Source organism: Enterobacter sp. SES19 (assembly GCF_011765665.1).
Lineage (GTDB): Bacteria > Pseudomonadota > Gammaproteobacteria > Enterobacterales > Enterobacteriaceae > Enterobacter > Enterobacter pseudoroggenkampii.
In genome coordinates this window covers 1,180,235-1,197,430 of record NZ_CP050320.1, presented here as the reverse complement: position 1 = coordinate 1,197,430, position 17,196 = coordinate 1,180,235, and the positions used below count along the sequence as shown (strand labels likewise).

Annotated in this window: 15 protein-coding genes; 6 read left to right on the top strand and 9 right to left on the bottom strand. The window is 60.8% G+C overall.

Translation table 11 applies throughout. The features are described from left to right. Positions 1 to 13: 13 nt before the first annotated feature. Genes GXP72_RS05595 through GXP72_RS05585 form a run of 3 tightly spaced genes read right to left on the bottom strand, consistent with a single transcriptional unit; the run spans position 14 to position 3,064 of the window. Entirely contained in the window at positions 14 to 877 is an 864-nt protein-coding gene (locus GXP72_RS05595; RefSeq protein ID WP_208763584.1) for an HlyD family secretion protein, read from the bottom strand. Then, on the bottom strand, positions 874 to 1,089 hold the full coding sequence (locus GXP72_RS05590; protein WP_024906912.1) for a DUF1656 domain-containing protein: 216 nt from the start codon (positions 1,087 to 1,089) through the stop codon (positions 874 to 876). Before GXP72_RS05590 ends, GXP72_RS05595 begins: the two co-directional genes overlap by 4 nt. After that, on the bottom strand, positions 1,082 to 3,064 hold the full coding sequence (locus tag GXP72_RS05585; protein WP_208763583.1) for an FUSC family protein: 1,983 nt from the start codon (positions 3,062 to 3,064) through the stop codon (positions 1,082 to 1,084). The genes GXP72_RS05590 and GXP72_RS05585 overlap by 8 nt, the downstream gene beginning before the upstream one ends. 76 nt (positions 3,065 to 3,140) lie before the next feature. Here GXP72_RS05585 and GXP72_RS05580 point away from each other — a divergent pair, with 76 nt between their 5' ends. Next, entirely contained in the window at positions 3,141 to 3,935 is a 795-nt protein-coding gene (locus tag GXP72_RS05580) for a helix-turn-helix transcriptional regulator (RefSeq protein ID WP_061715819.1), read from the top strand. Here GXP72_RS05580 and GXP72_RS05575 read toward each other — a convergent pair. Continuing rightward, on the bottom strand, positions 3,932 to 4,822 hold the full coding sequence (locus tag GXP72_RS05575) for an oxidoreductase (RefSeq protein ID WP_208763582.1): 891 nt from the start codon (positions 4,820 to 4,822) through the stop codon (positions 3,932 to 3,934). The two genes, GXP72_RS05580 and GXP72_RS05575, sit on opposite strands and share 4 nt — an antisense overlap. 105 nt (positions 4,823 to 4,927) lie before the next feature. On the opposite strand from GXP72_RS05575, the gene GXP72_RS05570 reads away from it, so the two are divergent. Further along, the gene (locus GXP72_RS05570; protein WP_024906908.1) at positions 4,928 to 6,049 is read left to right on the top strand and encodes a YbdK family carboxylate-amine ligase; all 1,122 of its coding nucleotides are present in this window, start codon (positions 4,928 to 4,930) and stop codon (positions 6,047 to 6,049) included. On the opposite strand, the gene GXP72_RS05565 is transcribed toward GXP72_RS05570, so the two are convergent. The 3 genes from GXP72_RS05565 to GXP72_RS05555 all read right to left on the bottom strand — a co-directional run bounded on the left by GXP72_RS05565 (position 5,979) and on the right by GXP72_RS05555 (position 13,023). After that, the gene (locus GXP72_RS05565) at positions 5,979 to 9,134 is read right to left on the bottom strand and encodes an efflux RND transporter permease subunit (RefSeq protein WP_090417917.1); all 3,156 of its coding nucleotides are present in this window, start codon (positions 9,132 to 9,134) and stop codon (positions 5,979 to 5,981) included. The two genes, GXP72_RS05570 and GXP72_RS05565, sit on opposite strands and share 71 nt — an antisense overlap. Before the next feature lie 9 nt (positions 9,135 to 9,143). After that, positions 9,144 to 10,208: an efflux RND transporter periplasmic adaptor subunit gene (locus GXP72_RS05560; RefSeq protein WP_090417920.1), complete on the bottom strand. Its 1,065-nt coding sequence runs from the start codon at positions 10,206 to 10,208 to the stop codon at positions 9,144 to 9,146. A 106-nt stretch (positions 10,209 to 10,314) separates the two neighbouring features. After that, a complete protein-coding gene (locus GXP72_RS05555; RefSeq protein WP_090417923.1) occupies positions 10,315 to 13,023 on the bottom strand; it encodes a cation-transporting P-type ATPase in 2,709 nt (902 codons plus the stop codon). A gap of 479 nt (positions 13,024 to 13,502) precedes the next feature. Between GXP72_RS05555 and GXP72_RS05550 the strand changes: the two genes are divergently transcribed. Further along, positions 13,503 to 13,751: a DUF1158 domain-containing protein gene (locus GXP72_RS05550; RefSeq protein ID WP_013097677.1), complete on the top strand. Its 249-nt coding sequence runs from the start codon at positions 13,503 to 13,505 to the stop codon at positions 13,749 to 13,751. Between the two features lie 54 nt (positions 13,752 to 13,805). Here GXP72_RS05550 and GXP72_RS05545 read toward each other — a convergent pair whose 3' ends face one another. Continuing rightward, positions 13,806 to 14,147, bottom strand: a complete 342-nt coding sequence (locus tag GXP72_RS05545) for a RamA family antibiotic efflux transcriptional regulator (protein WP_010428317.1) — start codon at positions 14,145 to 14,147, stop codon at positions 13,806 to 13,808. Between the two features lie 32 nt (positions 14,148 to 14,179). Continuing rightward, positions 14,180 to 15,283: an MBL fold metallo-hydrolase gene (locus GXP72_RS05540; protein WP_090417926.1), complete on the bottom strand. Its 1,104-nt coding sequence runs from the start codon at positions 15,281 to 15,283 to the stop codon at positions 14,180 to 14,182. 190 nt (positions 15,284 to 15,473) lie between these two features. Here GXP72_RS05540 and GXP72_RS05535 point away from each other — a divergent pair, with 190 nt between their 5' ends. From GXP72_RS05535 to nfsB, 3 genes are all read left to right on the top strand, one after another. Next, positions 15,474 to 16,064, top strand: coding sequence for a TetR/AcrR family transcriptional regulator (locus GXP72_RS05535; RefSeq protein ID WP_024906903.1), 591 nt, complete (start codon positions 15,474 to 15,476; stop codon positions 16,062 to 16,064). Beyond that, positions 16,054 to 16,422 (top strand): MmcQ/YjbR family DNA-binding protein, encoded by a 369-nt coding sequence (locus tag GXP72_RS05530; RefSeq protein ID WP_024906902.1) that lies wholly within the window; start codon positions 16,054 to 16,056, stop codon positions 16,420 to 16,422. Before GXP72_RS05535 ends, GXP72_RS05530 begins: the two co-directional genes overlap by 11 nt. A gap of 120 nt (positions 16,423 to 16,542) precedes the next feature. Further along, a complete protein-coding gene (nfsB, locus tag GXP72_RS05525; protein WP_024906901.1) occupies positions 16,543 to 17,196 on the top strand; it encodes an oxygen-insensitive NAD(P)H nitroreductase in 654 nt (217 codons plus the stop codon).

Below are 17,196 nucleotides of genomic sequence, written 5' to 3'. Positions count from 1 at the left end.
GACTATCCCCAGATTATCGCCCCACCGCCACGCTCGCCGACAGCCCCGCCACCAGTTCAACCCCCTCCGGCAACCTGTCGATATGAATACGCACCGGCACGCGCTGCGCCAGCCGCACCCAGCTAAAGGTAGGCTCGACGTCGGGCAGACCCAGCCCGCCCGTCTCGTCGTTGCTGTCCCCAATCCCGTGTCCGATGCTCTCCACGTGCCCCGTGATGACCGGCTCGTATCCCATCAGCACAACCTGCGCAGCATCCCCAACGCGAATATGGCGCAGCTTGGTCTCTTCAAAGTACCCCACCACCCAGAAGCTGTGGGCATCGACGATGGCGACCTTTGTCTCCCCCGCCGTCGCGTAGTCTCCGGGCCGCAGCCGCAGGTGCGTAACGTACCCCGAAACCGTCGCACGGACGGTGGCGTGCGCCAGATTAAGCTCAGCCAGATCCAGCGCGGCCAGCGCGCCGTGATAATTGGCCGCCGCGACGTTCGCCGCGCTGCCGGTTTGCTGCAAATCCTCGCCGGAGATGGCGTTTTTAATCAGCGTGCGGCGATGGGCCGCGTCCTGGCGCATCAGCATCTCATGGCGTTTCGACTCCACATCAGCCTGCGCGCTTGCCACCGCCAGCTTGAGCCAGCGCGGATCGATGGTGTAAAGCACATCGCCCCGATTCACCCACTGGTTATCCCGAACGGCCACGCTGATGACGGGCCCGGAGACGTCCGGCGCAATCTGCACCACATCCGCACGCACGCGCCCGTCGCGGGTCCACGGCGTTTCTGCGTAGTGTTTCCACATCTTAAAGGCCAGAAGCGTAGCCGCCGCGACGGCGCTTAACGTCAGCGCATAGCGAGCCAGTAAAGAGAGCAGTGATTTCATGACAATAACCCCAACGCGGTCAGGCCCTGCATCAGCAGGAAAAAGGTGACAATCCAGGTTGAAACATCCATCAGCGGGCGAAACGGCAAGCGCCGGTAGCCCCTGCTAAGAGAGAAAAGCGCGACGAGGCTTAGCGTACAGACCAGCGCCGCGAGGGCGACCGTCAGCAACCCCGGGATAAAAACCCCGCCGATATTGAGATCGTTAACCATGGTCTGGCTCCCGTAATGCACAGTGCAGATCCACCAGCCTGAAGACAAACTGGCGCGTATGTTCATCTGCCGCAGGCAGATGGCGCTCGACAAGGGTGACGATGCGTTCCCGTAAGGCGTTGCGGTCTGCGGCGTTTATCCTATGAAAAAGTGCGTCAACCTCCCTGCCGGGCGGTGCGTCACTGCGGCGTAAATACATGACCGACAGCCCCAGACGCAGCGCGTGTAACAGCCGATCGAGCGCCTGCTCTGGCGCGCGCTCGCTGCGCTGCAGTCGCGGCAGCAACAGGGCGGTTCGGTCCATCATCAGGTTGATCCAGTGCGTTTCGTCAACCCGCAGCGTGCCCTTCACGCTGCGGCGAATGTCGCGCTGGCACAGGTTCAGCAGACGCGTGATGGCACCATCCGCCTGCACGGTTTGCAGCAGGCTCATGCTGATAACGGCAAAGCCGGTCGCGGCAAATAGCGCGATGGCGGTGTTGGCCGCAACGGCGAAGTCTCCGCTGTAGTGCGCCCCCAGCTCGCACAGAATGGGCAGCGTCAGGGTGATGCCCATCGCCATAAACGTGGTCGGTGGACGCGCCTGAAGCGACCCGGCCAGAAGATACGCAGGAGCCAGCACCGCCACCAGCACCGGGAAATCGCTCACCAGCGGCAGCAGCGCAAAGCTGTAGAACAGGCTAATCACCACGCCCCAGAACGAGCCAATGATGTATTTCACAATGTGGGGGGCCGGGGTGTCGAAGCTGCCAAACAGCGTGCAGCAGACCCCCAGGATAGACACCGCCGTACCGCCATCCGGCCATGCTGAGAAGATCCAGACCAGACAGCCGCTCAGGATGATGGCGAAAGCCCCCAGCGCCGTGCGGGCCGCGGTAAGAGGATCGCGGTGGAAAACGTAGCCTTTCGCCGCGCGGGTTTGCCTCTCCCCAAAGACGGGTTTGGCGTGGAGGATGGCCCCGGAAAGACGTTCGCACTGCAGCAGAAGCGCGATCGCCTCCGAGAGGTAGCGAATAAAACTGACCAGCCGCGCGTCGTCAAACGTCTGCGCCTGCGCGGCATACCGATCGATGAGAAGCGCACAGCGGAGCCGCAGCGCCTCTGCCGTGCTGCTGGCACCCGCGCCTTCAGCGGCCAGCCAGGCCTGAACGTCCTCCAGCAACGCCTGCGCGTCGGCGGGCAGGGTTTCAAGCGTTGGCAGGCGATCGTGTAGTTCACAGTTGACGATAACGAGCCGCGCCAGCCGGTCGTGAATCGCTTTTCTGGCCTGCCGCACCGGGGCGGAGAGGGCAAAATCGTACGGAATATGGTGGCTTATGCCCTGCAGGAACTGCAGCGCCAGGGCCAGATGCAGCGGGCCGGAAGCCGCATCGGGCTTGCCCGCTAAGGTATCCGCCACCCGCTCGCGCGTGGCCTGTAGCGTCTGGGATAATTTAGCGTTGAACAGCCCTGATACCCGCGCGGGCAGCACGTAGCGGTGAATCAGCGCCGCGCAGAAAATCCCGATCGCGATCTCCTGCACGCGGACAATAGCGACGTTAAAGATGCCGCCGGGATCGGATACCGCGGGAAAACCAATCAGGCTCGCGGTGTAGCCCGCCAGCACAAAGGCATAGGCCCGGGGCGTGCGCTCCAGCAGGGAGAGCCACAGGCAGAATACGATCCAGCCCGTCAGCACCATGCTGCACAGGATCGGCGTATTCGCGAAGGTGGGCACAATCAGAACGGTCGCGCTGGCCCCGACAACCGTACCGGCCAGCCGGTAGAGGCTTCTGCTGAGCGATGCCCCGACCGACGTCTGCGACACGATGTAAACCGTAATAATCGCCCATGAGGGGCGTTCGAGGCCGATAGACAGCGCGATGTAATAAGCGAGCATCGCCGCGGCGAAACTCTTCGCGGCGTAGATCAGCGCCCCCGCGTCGTTTTGCAGCGCGGCGGGCAGGCGCACGGGATAAGAGAAGACGTTTTTCATGCCGGAATTATTACCGGCTTGCAGACCCGCTTAAATACTCTATTCTGTCAAAAAATACCTAAATGTTGCCAGAATCGTGAAGCCTCAATCTGCTACTACGCTGTATGACCCCGACTCTACCGCCAGCCCGGCGGTGGCGCGTCATCTGGACTTCGTGGACTACGCCGCGGAAGTACCGGTGCATAGCCACCGGAAAGGACAGCTGATTATTGCCCGGTACGGTGCGGTCAGCTGTTACGCGGAGAATGACATCTGGATCGTGCCGCCAGACTGCGCCGTCTGGATCCCAGGGGGGATCCCGCACAGTGCCAAAGCGACCTGGAACGCGCATCTGAACTATCTGTTTATTGAGCCCGGCGCGGCGGCGCTGCCGGAGAGATGCTGCACGCTGGCGATCTCGCCGCTGATCAAGGAGCTGGTCGATCGCCTAACCCGCGAGGGCGTTGATTATCCGCCCGACGGCCATGTCTCCAGGCTAATCAGGGTCACGCTTGATGAGCTTGCCAGCATGCCGCAGCAGAAGCTGAGCCTGCCGGTCTCAACCGACCCGAAAATTCGCGCCATGGCCGACGCGCTGGTCAGCCGACCTGAGGACAGAAGCAGCCTGAAGGAGTGGGCGAAACGGCTTGCCCTCAGCGAGCGTTCGTTTGCACGCCTGATGCAGCGCGAGACCGGGCTGAGCTTCGGGCGATGGCGCCAGCAGCTGCACTTGATTATTGCCCTGCGGGAGCTGGCAAGCGGCGTGCCGGTCCAGAACGTGGCGACAACGCTCGGGTACGAATCCGTGAACGCGTTTATCACCATGTTCCGAAAAGCGATGGGCAGCACGCCCGCGCATTACTTTGCCGAACGGAAAAACAGCGGCCGTTAACCCGGCCCCTCGCTCCCCGCCGCCAGCAGCGGCACCACCACGTCGCTGATGGGCACCGCAATGCCGTGCTTGCGGCCGTAGCGCTGGATCACGCCGTTACGGATGTCCCACTCCATCGGACGGTTGGCCTGACGGTCAGCCAGAATAGACGTACCCAGGTCCTCAGGGGCACGCTGAAAGTTCGCCAGGATCTCCTGCGCCACGTCATCGTTCAGCTTCGCCCCTTCCGCGCGGGCGACAGTAAGCCCCTCGCGCAGGTAGGCCAGCGAAAGTTCGCTGATATCCTCGCGCCTGAACATCCCGGCGCGGCGGTTGGCCAGCACCATCAGCCCGGCGACCGCGTTTTGCAGCAGCTTGCGCCAGGCGACGGTGGGGAAATCAGCCGAGAGTTCAACTTCACAGCGCGTACCGCGAAGCGCATCGACCACCCGCTGCGCCTGAGGCACGTCCGGCAGCGTCAGGCGCGGTTTGGCGCGCAGCCAGACGGAAGCATCCGGCTCGCGTTGCGCCGGGAACCAGACCACCGACGGCAGCACCGTCGCGCCACTGACCAAAGGCTCAAGCTGAGCCTTCTGCTCTACGCCATTTTGCAGGGCGCAGACCACCGTATTTTCATCGCACAGCGCGCGCAGCCACCCGGCGCTATCGGCATTTTGCGTCGTTTTCACCGCGATAAACACGAGGTCCACGGGGCGCGTGATGGCTGTCGGATCGGTTAATACCGGACCGGGCACCACCGTTTCACCCTCATCATGGCGCAGGCGTAACGCCGCGTGTGCGGTCCGTCCGCAGAGCAGCGGCGTGCGGCCAGCGTCATGCAGTACTGCGGCAATGGTGGTGCCAATCGCACCGGGTCCTATCAGCGCAATCGTTGGATAGTCAGACATGAGTCACTCCCCTTTTGCTAAGCCTGCTATCAGTTATACCACCCTGAGACGAGCGCGCCACGCCCGTTGTCTATACTCAACACTCTACAGACAACGGAGTGCGCCATGCCTTTACCCGATTTCAAATCCTCTGAACCGTTCACCCTCGGCATCGAGCTCGAACTGCAGGTGGTTAACCCGCCGGGCTACGATCTGAGCCAGGACTCCTCCGCGCTCATCGCCGCCGTCAAAGACGACATCAAAGGCGGTGAAGTCAAACACGACATCACCGAAAGCATGCTCGAAATCGCCACCGGCGTGTGTCAGACCATCGATCAGGCGGCGGCACAATTCTCAGTGATGCAGCAGAGCATCCTGCGCGCGGCGGCAGAGCAGCACATTCAGATCTGCGGCGGCGGGACGCATCCGTTCCAGAAATGGCAGCGCCAGGAGGTGTGCGACGACGAGCGCTATAACGTCACGCTGGAGCGCTTTGGCTATCTGATTTTGCAGGCAACGGTATTCGGTCAGCACGTTCACGTCGGCTGCCGGACCGGGGATGACGCGATTTACCTGCTGCACGGCCTGTCGCGCTTCGTGCCGCATTTTATCGCCCTGGCGGCCGCCTCGCCGTATATGCAGGGCACCGACACGAAGTTCTCCTCGTCGCGGCTCAACATCTTTTCAGGGTTCCCGGATAACGGCCAGATGCCGTGGGTCAACAGCTGGCAGGAGTTCGAGGGGCTGTTCCGCCGCCTGAGTTCCACCAGCATGATCGACAGCATCAAGGATCTGCACTGGGATATTCGCCCCAGCCCGCATTTTGGCACCGTGGAGGTGCGGGTGATGGATACGCCGCTGACGCTCGGCCACGCGATTAACATCGCTGGGCTGATCCAGGCGACGTCCCACTGGCTGCTGACCACGCGGCCTTATAAGCATCAGGAAAAAGATTTTCTGCTGTACCGCTTTAACCGTTTTCAGGCGTGTCGCTACGGGCTGGAGGGGATCCTGACGGACGTGCACACCGGCGAGCACAAAACCGTGGCGGAAGATATCGCCTGGCTACTGGAGCAGGTTGCGCCGTCGGCCGAGAAGCTTGGCGCGACGAGCGCAATTAATGAAATTGCCCTGCTGTTAAAGCAGGGCAAGAGCGAGGCGCAGCGCATGCGGGAGTTTATCGCCGACGGCGGCTCGCTGATTTCTCTGGTGCAGAAGCACTGCGAGCTGTGGGCGACGAGTCCGTAAGGCCGTGGCCCCACTCGCGCAGGCGCTGGAACAGCACGAACAGCGCCGGGATGAACAGGATCCCCACCACGGTCGCCACCAGCATGCCGCTGAACACCGTGGTGCCGATGATGCGGCGGCTCTGGGCACCTGCCCCGGTCGCCAGCATCATGGGCAGAACGCCGATAATGAACGACACGGCGGTCATCATCACCGCCCGGAAACGGCGCGAGGCCCCTTCCCGCGCGGCATCGACAATCGCCATTCCGTCCATACGCCGCGCGCGGGCGAACTCGACGATAAGAATCGCGTTCTTGGCCGCTAACGCGATCAGCAATACCAGACCAATCTGCACGTACACGTCGTTGGCGTATCCGGCCATCCACAGCCAGACCAGCGCCCCGCCGATGGCGAACAGCACCGAGAGCATCACGCTCGCCGGGAGCGTCCAGCTCTCGTACTGGGCGACGAGGAACAGCCACGCCATCACCACCGCCGCCAGCACGATCCAGATCGCCTGATTGCCGGTCTGCTGCTCCTGATACGACATGCCGCTCCAGGCGTAGTCGTATCCGGCCGGCAGGCTCTCCGCCAGAATCTCACCCATCACCGCCATCGCGGTGCTGCTGCTCACCCCAGCCGCTGCCGAGCCGCTCACCGACACCGACGGGAACTGGTTGTACTGCTGCAGGAACGGCGCGCCGACGGTCGGCGTGATGGTGACGAGGTTGCTCAGGCGCACCCGCTCGCCGCTGTTGCTGCGCACGAACAGCTCGCCGATCTGCTCTGCGCGCTCGCGCCACTGCATCTCGTTCTGCATCACCACGTGGTAGACGCGGTTGTTGATGCTGAAATCCCCGGTGCGCGTGCCGCCAAAGGCGGTTTGCAGGCTGCTGAAGATGCGCGATACCGGCACGTCGAGACGCGCGGCGCGCTCGCGGTCAACGGTCAGCGTCAGCTGCGGCACGTTGCTGCTCCAGGTGGTGAACACGCGGCTCAGCTGCGAATGCTGGTTAGCTTTCGCCAGCACCTCGCGGGTGACGCGCTCCAGCTCCGCCGGGCTCTGCCCCGCCTGAGCCTGGATGCGCAGGTCAAAGCCGGAGGCGTTGCCCAGCCCCGGCAGCGTCGGCGGCGCGAAGGTCATGATGGTCGCTTCCGGCAGGGCCAGCAGTTGGCGCTGCAGGGTGCCCATCACCTCCTCCAGCGGCGGACGCTCGCTCCAGTCCTTCAGCATGATGGAGATAAACCCACCGTTGGAGGCGCTGGTGCCGTTGAGGATGTTAAATCCGGAGACCTGAATGACGTCCTCCACCGCCGGATTTTGGGCGATCAGCTCCCGCGCGGTGGTCATCACCGCTTCGGTGCGCTCCAGCGAAGCCGCTTCCGGCAGCTGAACGCTGGCGAAGAAGTAGCCCTGGTCCTCCTGCGGCAGGAAACCTTTTGGCATCGACGTAAAGCTGAACAGCACGACTGCCGCCGCGCCTGCGGTGGCCAGCAGCGCCAGCCACGGACGTAGGTTTAAGACATTCACGATGCGGGTGTAGAAACCGCGCGTGGCGTCCAGCCCGCGGTTAAAGGCGCGATAAACGGCCGCTGGTTTCTCCGGGCGCGGACGCAGCAGCATTGCGCACAGGGCGGGCGTCAGGGTCAGCGCCACCAGGCTTGAGAGCGTCACGGCAGTCGAGAGCGTCACCGCAAACTGGCGGTAAAGCTCGCCGACAATCCCCGGCAGGAGCGCCACCGGCACAAACACCGCCAGCAGCACCAGCGTCGTCGCGATGACAGGCCCGGCGATCTGGCGCAGCGCCAGCGCGGTCGCCGCCGTGCGGCTCTGCCCTTCCGCCATCAGCGTTTCGACGCTCTCCACCACCACGATGGCGTCATCCACCACCATGGTCAGCGCCAGAATAATGGCGAACAGGCTCAGCGTGTTGGCGGAGTAGCCGAGCGTATAGAGCACGGCAAACGTCCCCACCAGCGACACCGGAATGGCGAGGGCGACAATCAGCGTGGCGCGCCAGCTTTGCAGGAACAGGGAAACGACCACCACAACCGCCAGCATGGTGAGCGCCAGCGAGACGCCGATCTCTTTAATGGTGGCGGCGACAAAGGAGGTGGTGTCGAATTTCACCTCGTAGACCAGGTCGTCCGGGAAGCGCGTCGAGAGGCGCTCCAGCTCCGCGCGCACCGCGTCGGCCACGCGCAGGGCGTTAGCGGACGGCGTCGGGTAGATACCGAGGTAGGCGGAATCGTGCCCGTTCAGCTGTGCGCCGGAGCTGTAGCTGCGCGAGCCGAGCTCGATGGTGGCGACGTCCTTCAGGCGCACCAGCTGGCCCATCTCCCCCGCGCGGATGATGATGTCGGCAAACTCGTCGGCCTGGCTTAAGCGCCCCAGCCCGTTGATGGTCAGGGTCTGCTGCTGGCCGTTAAACACCGGCGGCGTGCCCACCTGACCCGCCGCGCCCTGCACGTTCTGCTCGCGCAGCGCCTGCGCCACGTCGTCGGTGGTGACGTTCAGAGCGCTCATACGGTCCGGGCGCAGCCAGATGCGCATGCTGTAGTCGCGCGCGCCAAACATCTGCACCTGCCCCACGCCGGGCAGACGCGACAGCGCCTCGCGCACCTGGGTGCTGGCGTAGTTGCTGACGAACAGCGACGTGTGGGTGTTATTCGGTGAGTAAAGACTTACCCCCATCATCAGGTTGGTGGCCCGCTTGCGCACCTGCACGCCGTTTTGCTGCGCCTCGGTGGGCAGCTGCGCCACGGCCTGCGCCACGCGGTTCTGCACGTCGATGGCGGCGAGGTCCGGATCGGTGCCCGCCGCAAAGGTGATGTTCAGGCTGTACGTGCCTTCGTCCGAACTGGTGGACTCCATGTAGAGCATATGGTCCACGCCGTTCAGCTGCGTCTCTAGCGGCGTGGCGATGGCCTCCGCCACGTCAGCGGAGCTGGCGCCCGGCCAACTGGCAGAGACGTTCACCACCGGCGGCGTGATCTGCGGATACTGCTCCACCGGGATAATCTTCAGCGCAATGGCCCCCAGCAGGGTGATGACCAGCGCAATCACCATCGCGAAGCGCGGGCGTTTGATGAAAAACGTCAGCATGATGGCTCCTTAATTCAGTATCTGGACGGCAGCGCCGGGCTGCACGCGCTGCGCGCCGTCAGTAATCGCTCGCTCACCGGGCTTCACGCCGGATGAAATCTGGAACTGCTGGCCAATCTGTCCGGCGACCTTAAGCGGGCGCATTTCGGCGTTGCCGTCGGCGTTAACCACCCAGGCAAAGAACCCGTCGCCGTTCTGCTGGACCGCGGCGGCAGGCAGGGTCAGCACCGGCTGCTCGCTTGCCGGTCGCAGGGTCACGTTTACGTTGCCTCCGGGCAGGAGCTGATGGCGCGGATTGGCGAACTCGGCGCGCAGCATCACGCTGGCGGTGCGCGGGTCGATGCGATTGTCCACCGACGTCAGTTCACCGCTGACGCGCTGGCCGTTGCTGTCAATTAATGCCTGCCAGGCCTGCTTCATGGCGCTGATATCCGCATGTTGTCCGGCTTTGGCCGCAAACGCCCTCTCTTCCAGCGCAAAGGCGATACGGATGGGATCGAGTTGGACCACCTCCACCAGCACGCCGCTGGCAGGGTTGACCAGGCTACCCACGTGGAAGCTGCTGTGCCCCACGCGTCCGTCAATCGGCGAGGCGATGCGGGTGTAGTTCAGGGTGACGCTGCGGGTGTCGAGGCGGGCTTTGGCCTGCTCCAGCGCGGCGCTCGCCACGTCCCGCTGCATGCGGGCATTGTCCACGTCGTGACGGCTGATGGCGTTGCTGCTGCCCAGGCTTTCAAAGCGGGAAAGCTGCTGCTGCGCCTGACGCAGCGTGGCTTCGGCGCTTCTCACTTCGGCCTGCGCCAGGCGCAGGGCGGCGCGCGGCTCGGCGTCGTCCAGCTCAAACAGCACGTCGCCCTTTTTCACGTACTGCCCGTCGCGGAAGTGGATTTGGGTAATCACGCCTTCCGTGCGGGCGCGCAGCTCAACGGTGTGGATGGCTTCGATGCGGCCCGGGATCTGGCGCTCGGCGGCATGGGCGGTCTGCTCCACGGTGGCGATGCGCACGGGGATGGCGGCGGCGAATACGGGTTGCAGGGTACTGACAAGAAGTGCAAACAGGACCGGGAATTTCATGGGAGTACCTCAGCGTTGTTTCCCCTCACCCCGGCCCTCTCCCCAAAGGGGAGAGGGAGAAAACCGAGCCCAAGGGAGAGGGTTAGGGTGAGGGGTAAGGTTTTCGTTATGCAGACTTACGGAACCTGCGGGTCAGTCGCTTCTCGATTTCGACGACGAAGAACATCACGCCTGCAACGGCCAGGGTCACAAACCAGTAGCGCAGCGGCAGGGCTTCGGTGCCGAACAGCATCTGCATAAACGGCAGGTAGATAATCGCCGCCTGGAGCAGGAACAGCACGCCCGTCACCAGCCAGATCCCTTTGTTCGCCAGCAGGCCGCGGTTGAGGGAGAACCCTTCAGTGTTGCGGCAGTTAATCATGTACACCCACTGGGCGCAGACCAGCATCTGCAGCAGCACGGTGCGGATGAACTCCGCGCTGTGACCGCGCGGGGCCAGCCAGGCTTCCAGCGCAAAGGCGGCGATGGCAATCATGGTGCCGACGAAGGCCACTCGCCAGACGGCGTAGGCGTCCATCACGTGCTGCCCGGTCTGACGCGGCGGACGGCGCATGATGTTGCGCTCGGCGGCCTCAAAGGCCAGGCCGAAGGAGAGCGTGGCGGAGGTGGCCATGTTCATCCACAGAATCAGCACCGGCGTCAGCGGAATGATGTTCCCCGCCAGCAGCGCAATCACAATCAGCAGCCCCTGCGCCAGGTTGGTCGGCATGATGAACAGGATGGTCTTCTTCAGGTTGTCGTAAACGCGACGCCCCTCTTTCACCGCGCTGGCGATGGTGGCGAAGTTATCGTCCGTCAGGACCATATCCGCCGCCTCTTTGGTCACTTCCGTACCCTTGATGCCCATCGCGATGCCCACGTCCGCCTGACGCAGGGCCGGGGCATCGTTCACGCCGTCACCGGTCATGCCAACGATTTCGCCTTTGTCCTGCAGCGCTTTCACCAGACGCAGCTTATGCTCCGGGCTGGTACGGGCGAAGATGTCATACTTCACCGCGGCGTCCGCCAGGGCGGCGTCGTCCATCTTCTCCAGCTCGTAGCCGGTAACCGCCTGCTCGCTGTTGGTGATCCCCAGCATCTGACCAATGCTCATCGCCGTTTGCGGGTGATCCCCGGTGATCATCTTCACGCGGATCCCCGCCTGCTGGCAGGCGTTAATCGCGTCAATCGCTTCCGGACGCGGCGGATCCATCATCCCTGCGATGCCAAGGAAGATCAGGCCGTGGCTCAGGTCATCGTGCGTCAGCTCCTGCTCGCCGTTCGCCGGCCTGAACGCCGCGGCGACCATGCGCAGCCCCTGACGCGCATAGCGCTCCATCTCGCTTTCCCAGTACGTGCGGTTGAAGGCTTCCGCACCGTTGCGGGTCTGCTGCTCGGCGCACAGGGTGAAAATGACGTCCGGCGCGCCGGTGATCAGGATCTGCTCCTCACCGCCAATCTGGTAGTGGGTGCTCATGTACTTATACTGCGAGTCAAACGGGATCTTGTTAACCAGCGTGGTCACGACAGGCTCGAGGTTAGCCTTCGCCGCCAGCACCTTCAGCGCGCCCTCGGTCGGCCCACCGGTGATGCCCCACAGCCCGCGATCGTCCTGAATCAGCTGGCTGTCGTTACACAGGTCGATGGTGCGCAGGTACTGCTCCAGCACGGTGCCCGGCTGGATCTGCACCGGCTCGTCGCTGCCTTCCAGGTATATGTTGCCCACCGGCTCGTAGCTGTTACCGTCCACGCGGTAGCAGGCGTCAGCGGTAATGATGGCTTTAACCGTCATCTCGTTCATGGTCAGGGTACCGGTTTTATCCGAGCAGACCACGGTCATCGCGCCCAGGGTTTCAACCGTCGGCAGCTTGCGGATAATCGCCCGCTTGCGCGCCATCGCCTGCACGCCCAGGGAGAGGATGATGGAGATAATGGCCGGCAGACCTTCCGGTACGGAGGCGACCGCCAGGCTAATCAGGGAGAGCAGCAGCTCGCCCATTGGGATCTCACGGAACGCCAGGCTGAAGACAAACAGCGCGGCCATCATCGCCAGAATAATCGCGAAGATCGCTTTCCCCAGCTTGTCCATCTGCACCAGCAGCGGCGTACGGTGCTTTTCGATACCCGCCATCATCTGGTTGATGTGGCCGAGTTCCGTATCCTGACCGGTCGCGGTGACCACGCCGATGCCGCCGCCCGCGCTGACGGTCGTCCCGGAGAAGACCATGTTGGTGCGATCGCCCAGCGGTAATTCACCGCTCAGCGGATTAACGTGTTTATCCACCACGGTGGATTCACCGGTCAGAATCGCTTCTTCCACGCGTAAATTATGCGCTTCAATTAAACGCATATCCGCCGGAATACGATCCCCCGCGCGTAATACAATAATATCGCCCGGGACTATTTCAGTTGTGGGGATTGTTTCATGGTTACCGTTACGAATAACGCGCGCCTCGCTGGCGAGCATATTACGAATACTCTTCAGGGATTTTTCCGCGTTGCTTTCCTGAATATGGCCAATTAAGGCATTGATTACCGCCACGCCTAAAATAACCAGCGTATCCACCCAGTGGCCCATTATTGCCGTTAATACGGCGGCGGCCAGCAGGACATAAATCAGCACATCATTAAAATGGGCCAGGAAACGCAGCCAGGCAGGTTTACCTTTTTTCTCCGGCAGCGCGTTCGGCCCTGTTTTTTGCAGACGCGCCTGCGCCTCCGCACGATCCAGACCGCTGGCCTGGCTCTGCGCGTGCGCAAGCACCTGCTCTGCGGTCTGCTGGTATGCCAGCCCGCCGGAAGGCGGCATGTTTGGGGACAATTTTTTTTCGGTCATCGTATTTTTCCTTCAATATCCGGTGAACTGAAGCCTGAATTCCTTTCGGGCTTAAATAAATTCATTTTAAAGTCTTGCGGGTAAAATTGATCTACCGCAATATAATGACTTCTCGGTTATTCAAAACTGATTAAAACTATTTCGATGACCTGATTTTTACAAAATATTTCTAAACCAATACTAAACGAGGGGGAACCATGTGGGGTATTTATCGCAGGCGCAGACTGGTGTTATACGTTATCGCGGCCATTGTTATTGCCACGTTAATTGGTTATAGCACCTATACATTTGTAAAATTATTTTCCTGATTCAGACGTTTATTTACATAACGCGATATTAATATAAACGCCGGGTCGTATGTTGTTATTTGTGCGCAGTAATAATGTCTTTGTTTTATTCAAAAAGGTCAGCGGGGCTGATATTGCTTTACGTTACAGAATGCCGGACAATGACATTTTTAACTGACGATTAACATTACGATGAAACACCCGCTAGAATCGCTGCTCACCGCAGGCGGCATTTTATTGCTGGCCCTGCTTTCGTGCCTGCTGCTCCCTGCGCCTTCGCTTGGGCTGGTGCTGGCGCAGAAGCTGGTTCAGACCTTTCATATGGTCGATCTTAACCAGCTCTATACCATTCTGTTCTGCGTGTGGTTTTTACTGCTCGGGGCGATTGAATTCTTCGTGCTGCGTTTCGTCTGGCGACGCTGGTTTTCACTCGCGTCCTGAGCTCACAAAAAAGCCGGGTGGCGGCTACGCCTTACCCGGCCTGCACGCGACAGGTTAATGTGTCTGGCTATGGTTCTCTTTACGGTACGCACCCGGCGGCTGGTTGAACGTACGGGTGAAGATGCGGGTAAACGTCTGCTGCGAGTCAAACCCGTAGCGCAGGCAGATATCGTACACCCGGGCGTCGGATTCTCGCAGATCGCGCGCCGCCAGCAGCAGCTTACGTTCACGGATATAACGCCCCAGGCTCTCCCCTTTGTACTGCATAAACAGCCGCTGCAGGTGCCACTTCGAGTAACCCGCGTGGCGGGCAATCTCTTCTATACGTAATGGCTGATGCAGATTGTCGTCGATCCATTCGACGATAGTGTCGATAACTTGAGCGGAAATGGTCATACTGCTGTCCCCCTCTGCTTCTCGCTTAAACATTATTCCCACCACGCACGAAAGGTTTGTGCGCTGTCGCTTACCCTGACGGGCTCGCCCAGTTCCGGCGTCAGCAGCCGATAATTTTTATCCTTGCTGGCTTTTGCCAGCTGGATCAGCGGATCGTTCCAGGCGTGTTTCGCCAGCACGAAGCGTCCGTTATGCCCGGGCACCACGGCTTTCGCGTTGAGATCCGCCGAGGCCTGCGCCGTTTCCTCCGGCAGCATGTGGATGTACTTCCAGTCCTGGTCGTACTGGCCGTTTTCCATAATGGCGACGTCCACGTCACCAAACTGCTCGCCGATGGCCTTAAAGTGCGGGCCGTAACCGGAATCCCCGCTGTAGTAAACCTTCTGCTCTGGCGTGACGAACATAAAGCTGCCCCACAAGGTGCGATCGCGTTTAATGCCGCGCCCGGAGAAGTGACGTGCTGGCAGAACATGCACCGTCAATTCATCGCTGATGCGTACCGACTGGTTCCAGTCGCGCTCGTCAATAATCTCAGGCTTCATTCCCCAGTAGCGCAGGTGGGATCCCACGCCCAGCGGCGTCACCACGCGCTTCACCTTTGGCAGTAGTGCCCTGATGGTGGCGTAATCCAGATGATCGTAGTGATCGTGCGAGATAATCAGCAGGTCGATCGCCGGCATGCGTTCAGCGCGCCACGGATACTCGCCGGCAAAGGCCTTATTGAGGAACGAGAACGGCGCGGCATAGTTGCCAAGAACCGGGTCAATCAGGATCCGTTTGCCCGCGAGCTGCAGGTACCACGAGGAGTGACCGAGCCACACCAGGGTGTCCTGCTCCAGCGGCAGGCTCGCAAGATCGGTTTTCACCAGCGGAAGCGGCCGGGCCGGGCGGGCGTTTTCGGTTTTTTTGGTCAGAAACTCCCACATTGCGACCAGCATGTTTTTGTCACCGTTATAACCCGGCGTCGGCAGCGTATTGTGGAATTTCCCCTCGCGATACTGAGGGGAGGCCTCCACTTCAGTGAGCTGCTCACCCTGCGGCGGCTGGCCGAATCCGGCATTCAGAACAAACGGTAAACTCGCGGCTGAAGCAATAATCATGATTAACACCACGCAGATGAAGAGAGGTTTTTTCATATCCTGACCCGAAAACGCGCCCCATCCGATAGCGTGCGCAGGGTAAACTTGATTATGAGTGAGTAAGCACTCATTATAGATATGATGATAAAGTCGTCAAGACGTTTTCGATCTTTGACATTCCGCGTTGCAGCGTGTCAAAGCACGTGTTTCAATCAGGGTTTTAATCATTGACAGGGGGAACAATTTAGTGGCACGTCCGAAGAGTGAAGATAAAAAACAGGCCTTACTGGAAGCCGCAACGGCGGCGTTTGCACAGTCAGGTATCGCCGCCTCAACGGCGCTCATTGCCCGTAAGGCGGGCGTCGCCGAAGGTACCCTGTTCCGCTACTTTGCTACGAAAGACGATCTGCTGAATGCCCTCTATGTGCATCTGAAGCAGGATCTCTGCCAGACCATGCTGGCGAACCTCGATCGCACCATCACGCTGCCTAAAGAACATACCCGCAATATCTGGAACAGCTATGTGGACTGGGGTATACGTAACCCCGTTTCTCATGCGGCGATCCGCCAGATTGGCGTCAGTGAAAAGCTGAGCGTCGAAACTGAACAGGCGGTGAAAGATATGTTCCCGGAACTCCATGAGCTGTGCCGCCGCTCGGTGCGCCCGGTGTTTATGTCGGATGAATTTAAAACGTTTGGCGATGCACTTTTCTTATCGCTGGCTGAAAGCACGATGGAATTTGCCACCCGCGATCCGTCCCGCGCCGTTGATTTTAAAGCGCTCGGCTTTGAGGTGATGTGGCGCGGGCTTGCGTATGAGGACGCCAATGGAGAGTAAAGCCTTACAGGAGCACGCTATGCGTGTGGCCCTGGAACTGCCCTTCACCGAACACTGCTGGCCGTTCGGGCCGGAGTTTGACGTCTTCAAAGTGGGCGGAAAAATTTTCATGATTGTGGCCGTCGCGCACGGGCGGCCGCACGTCAGCCTGAAGTCAGACCCGGAGAAATCACTGTTAAACCAGCAGATCTACCGCGGGGTAGAACCCGGCTACCATCTGAGTAAAAAGCACTGGATTTCCCTTTACGGCACTGACGACGTGACGCCGGAACTGGTTACCGACCTCATTAATGACTCCTGGCATCTGGTGGTGGATAAGCTGCCGAAAAAAGACCAGAAGTGGATTAGGCCAGTCTGATTGTTCGTCTGAGACGAACAGATTAAGCGCTCGAATTGCACTTATCTTTTGCCGCTTCGCGCGGTAATCTGCTTTCCTTTCGCGCCCGCGAGCGGGCGAATTTCATCACCAGGAGTTGTTATGGATATCATTTCTGTCGCCCTGAAACGCCACTCCACCAAGGCGTTCGACGCAAGCAAAAAACTGACCGCGGAAGAAGCGGAAAAAATCAAAACCCTGCTGCAGTACAGCCCGTCCAGCACCAACTCCCAACCGTGGCACTTCATTGTGGCCAGCACCGAGGAAGGAAAAGCGCGGGTGGCGAAATCCGCGGCAGGCACCTATGTGTTCAACGAACGCAAAATGCTGGATGCATCTCACGTGGTGGTGTTCTGCGCGAAAACCGCGATGGACGATGCCTGGCTGGAGCGCGTTGTCGATCAGGAAGAAGCCGACGGTCGCTTCAACACCCCGGAAGCCAAAGCCGCGAACCATAAGGGCCGTACCTACTTTGCCGACATGCACCGCGTGGATCTGAAAGATGACGACCAGTGGATGGCGAAGCAGGTTTACCTGAACGTCGGCAACTTCCTGCTGGGCGTGGGTGCAATGGGCCTGGACGCGGTACCGATCGAAGGTTTCGACGCTGCGATCCTCGACGAAGAGTTTGGCCTGAAAGAGAAGGGCTTCACCAGCCTGGTGGTGGTGCCGGTTGGGCATCACAGCGTGGAAGATTTCAACGCCACGCTTCCGAAATCTCGCCTGCCGCTGAGCACGATTGTGACTGAGTGCTAA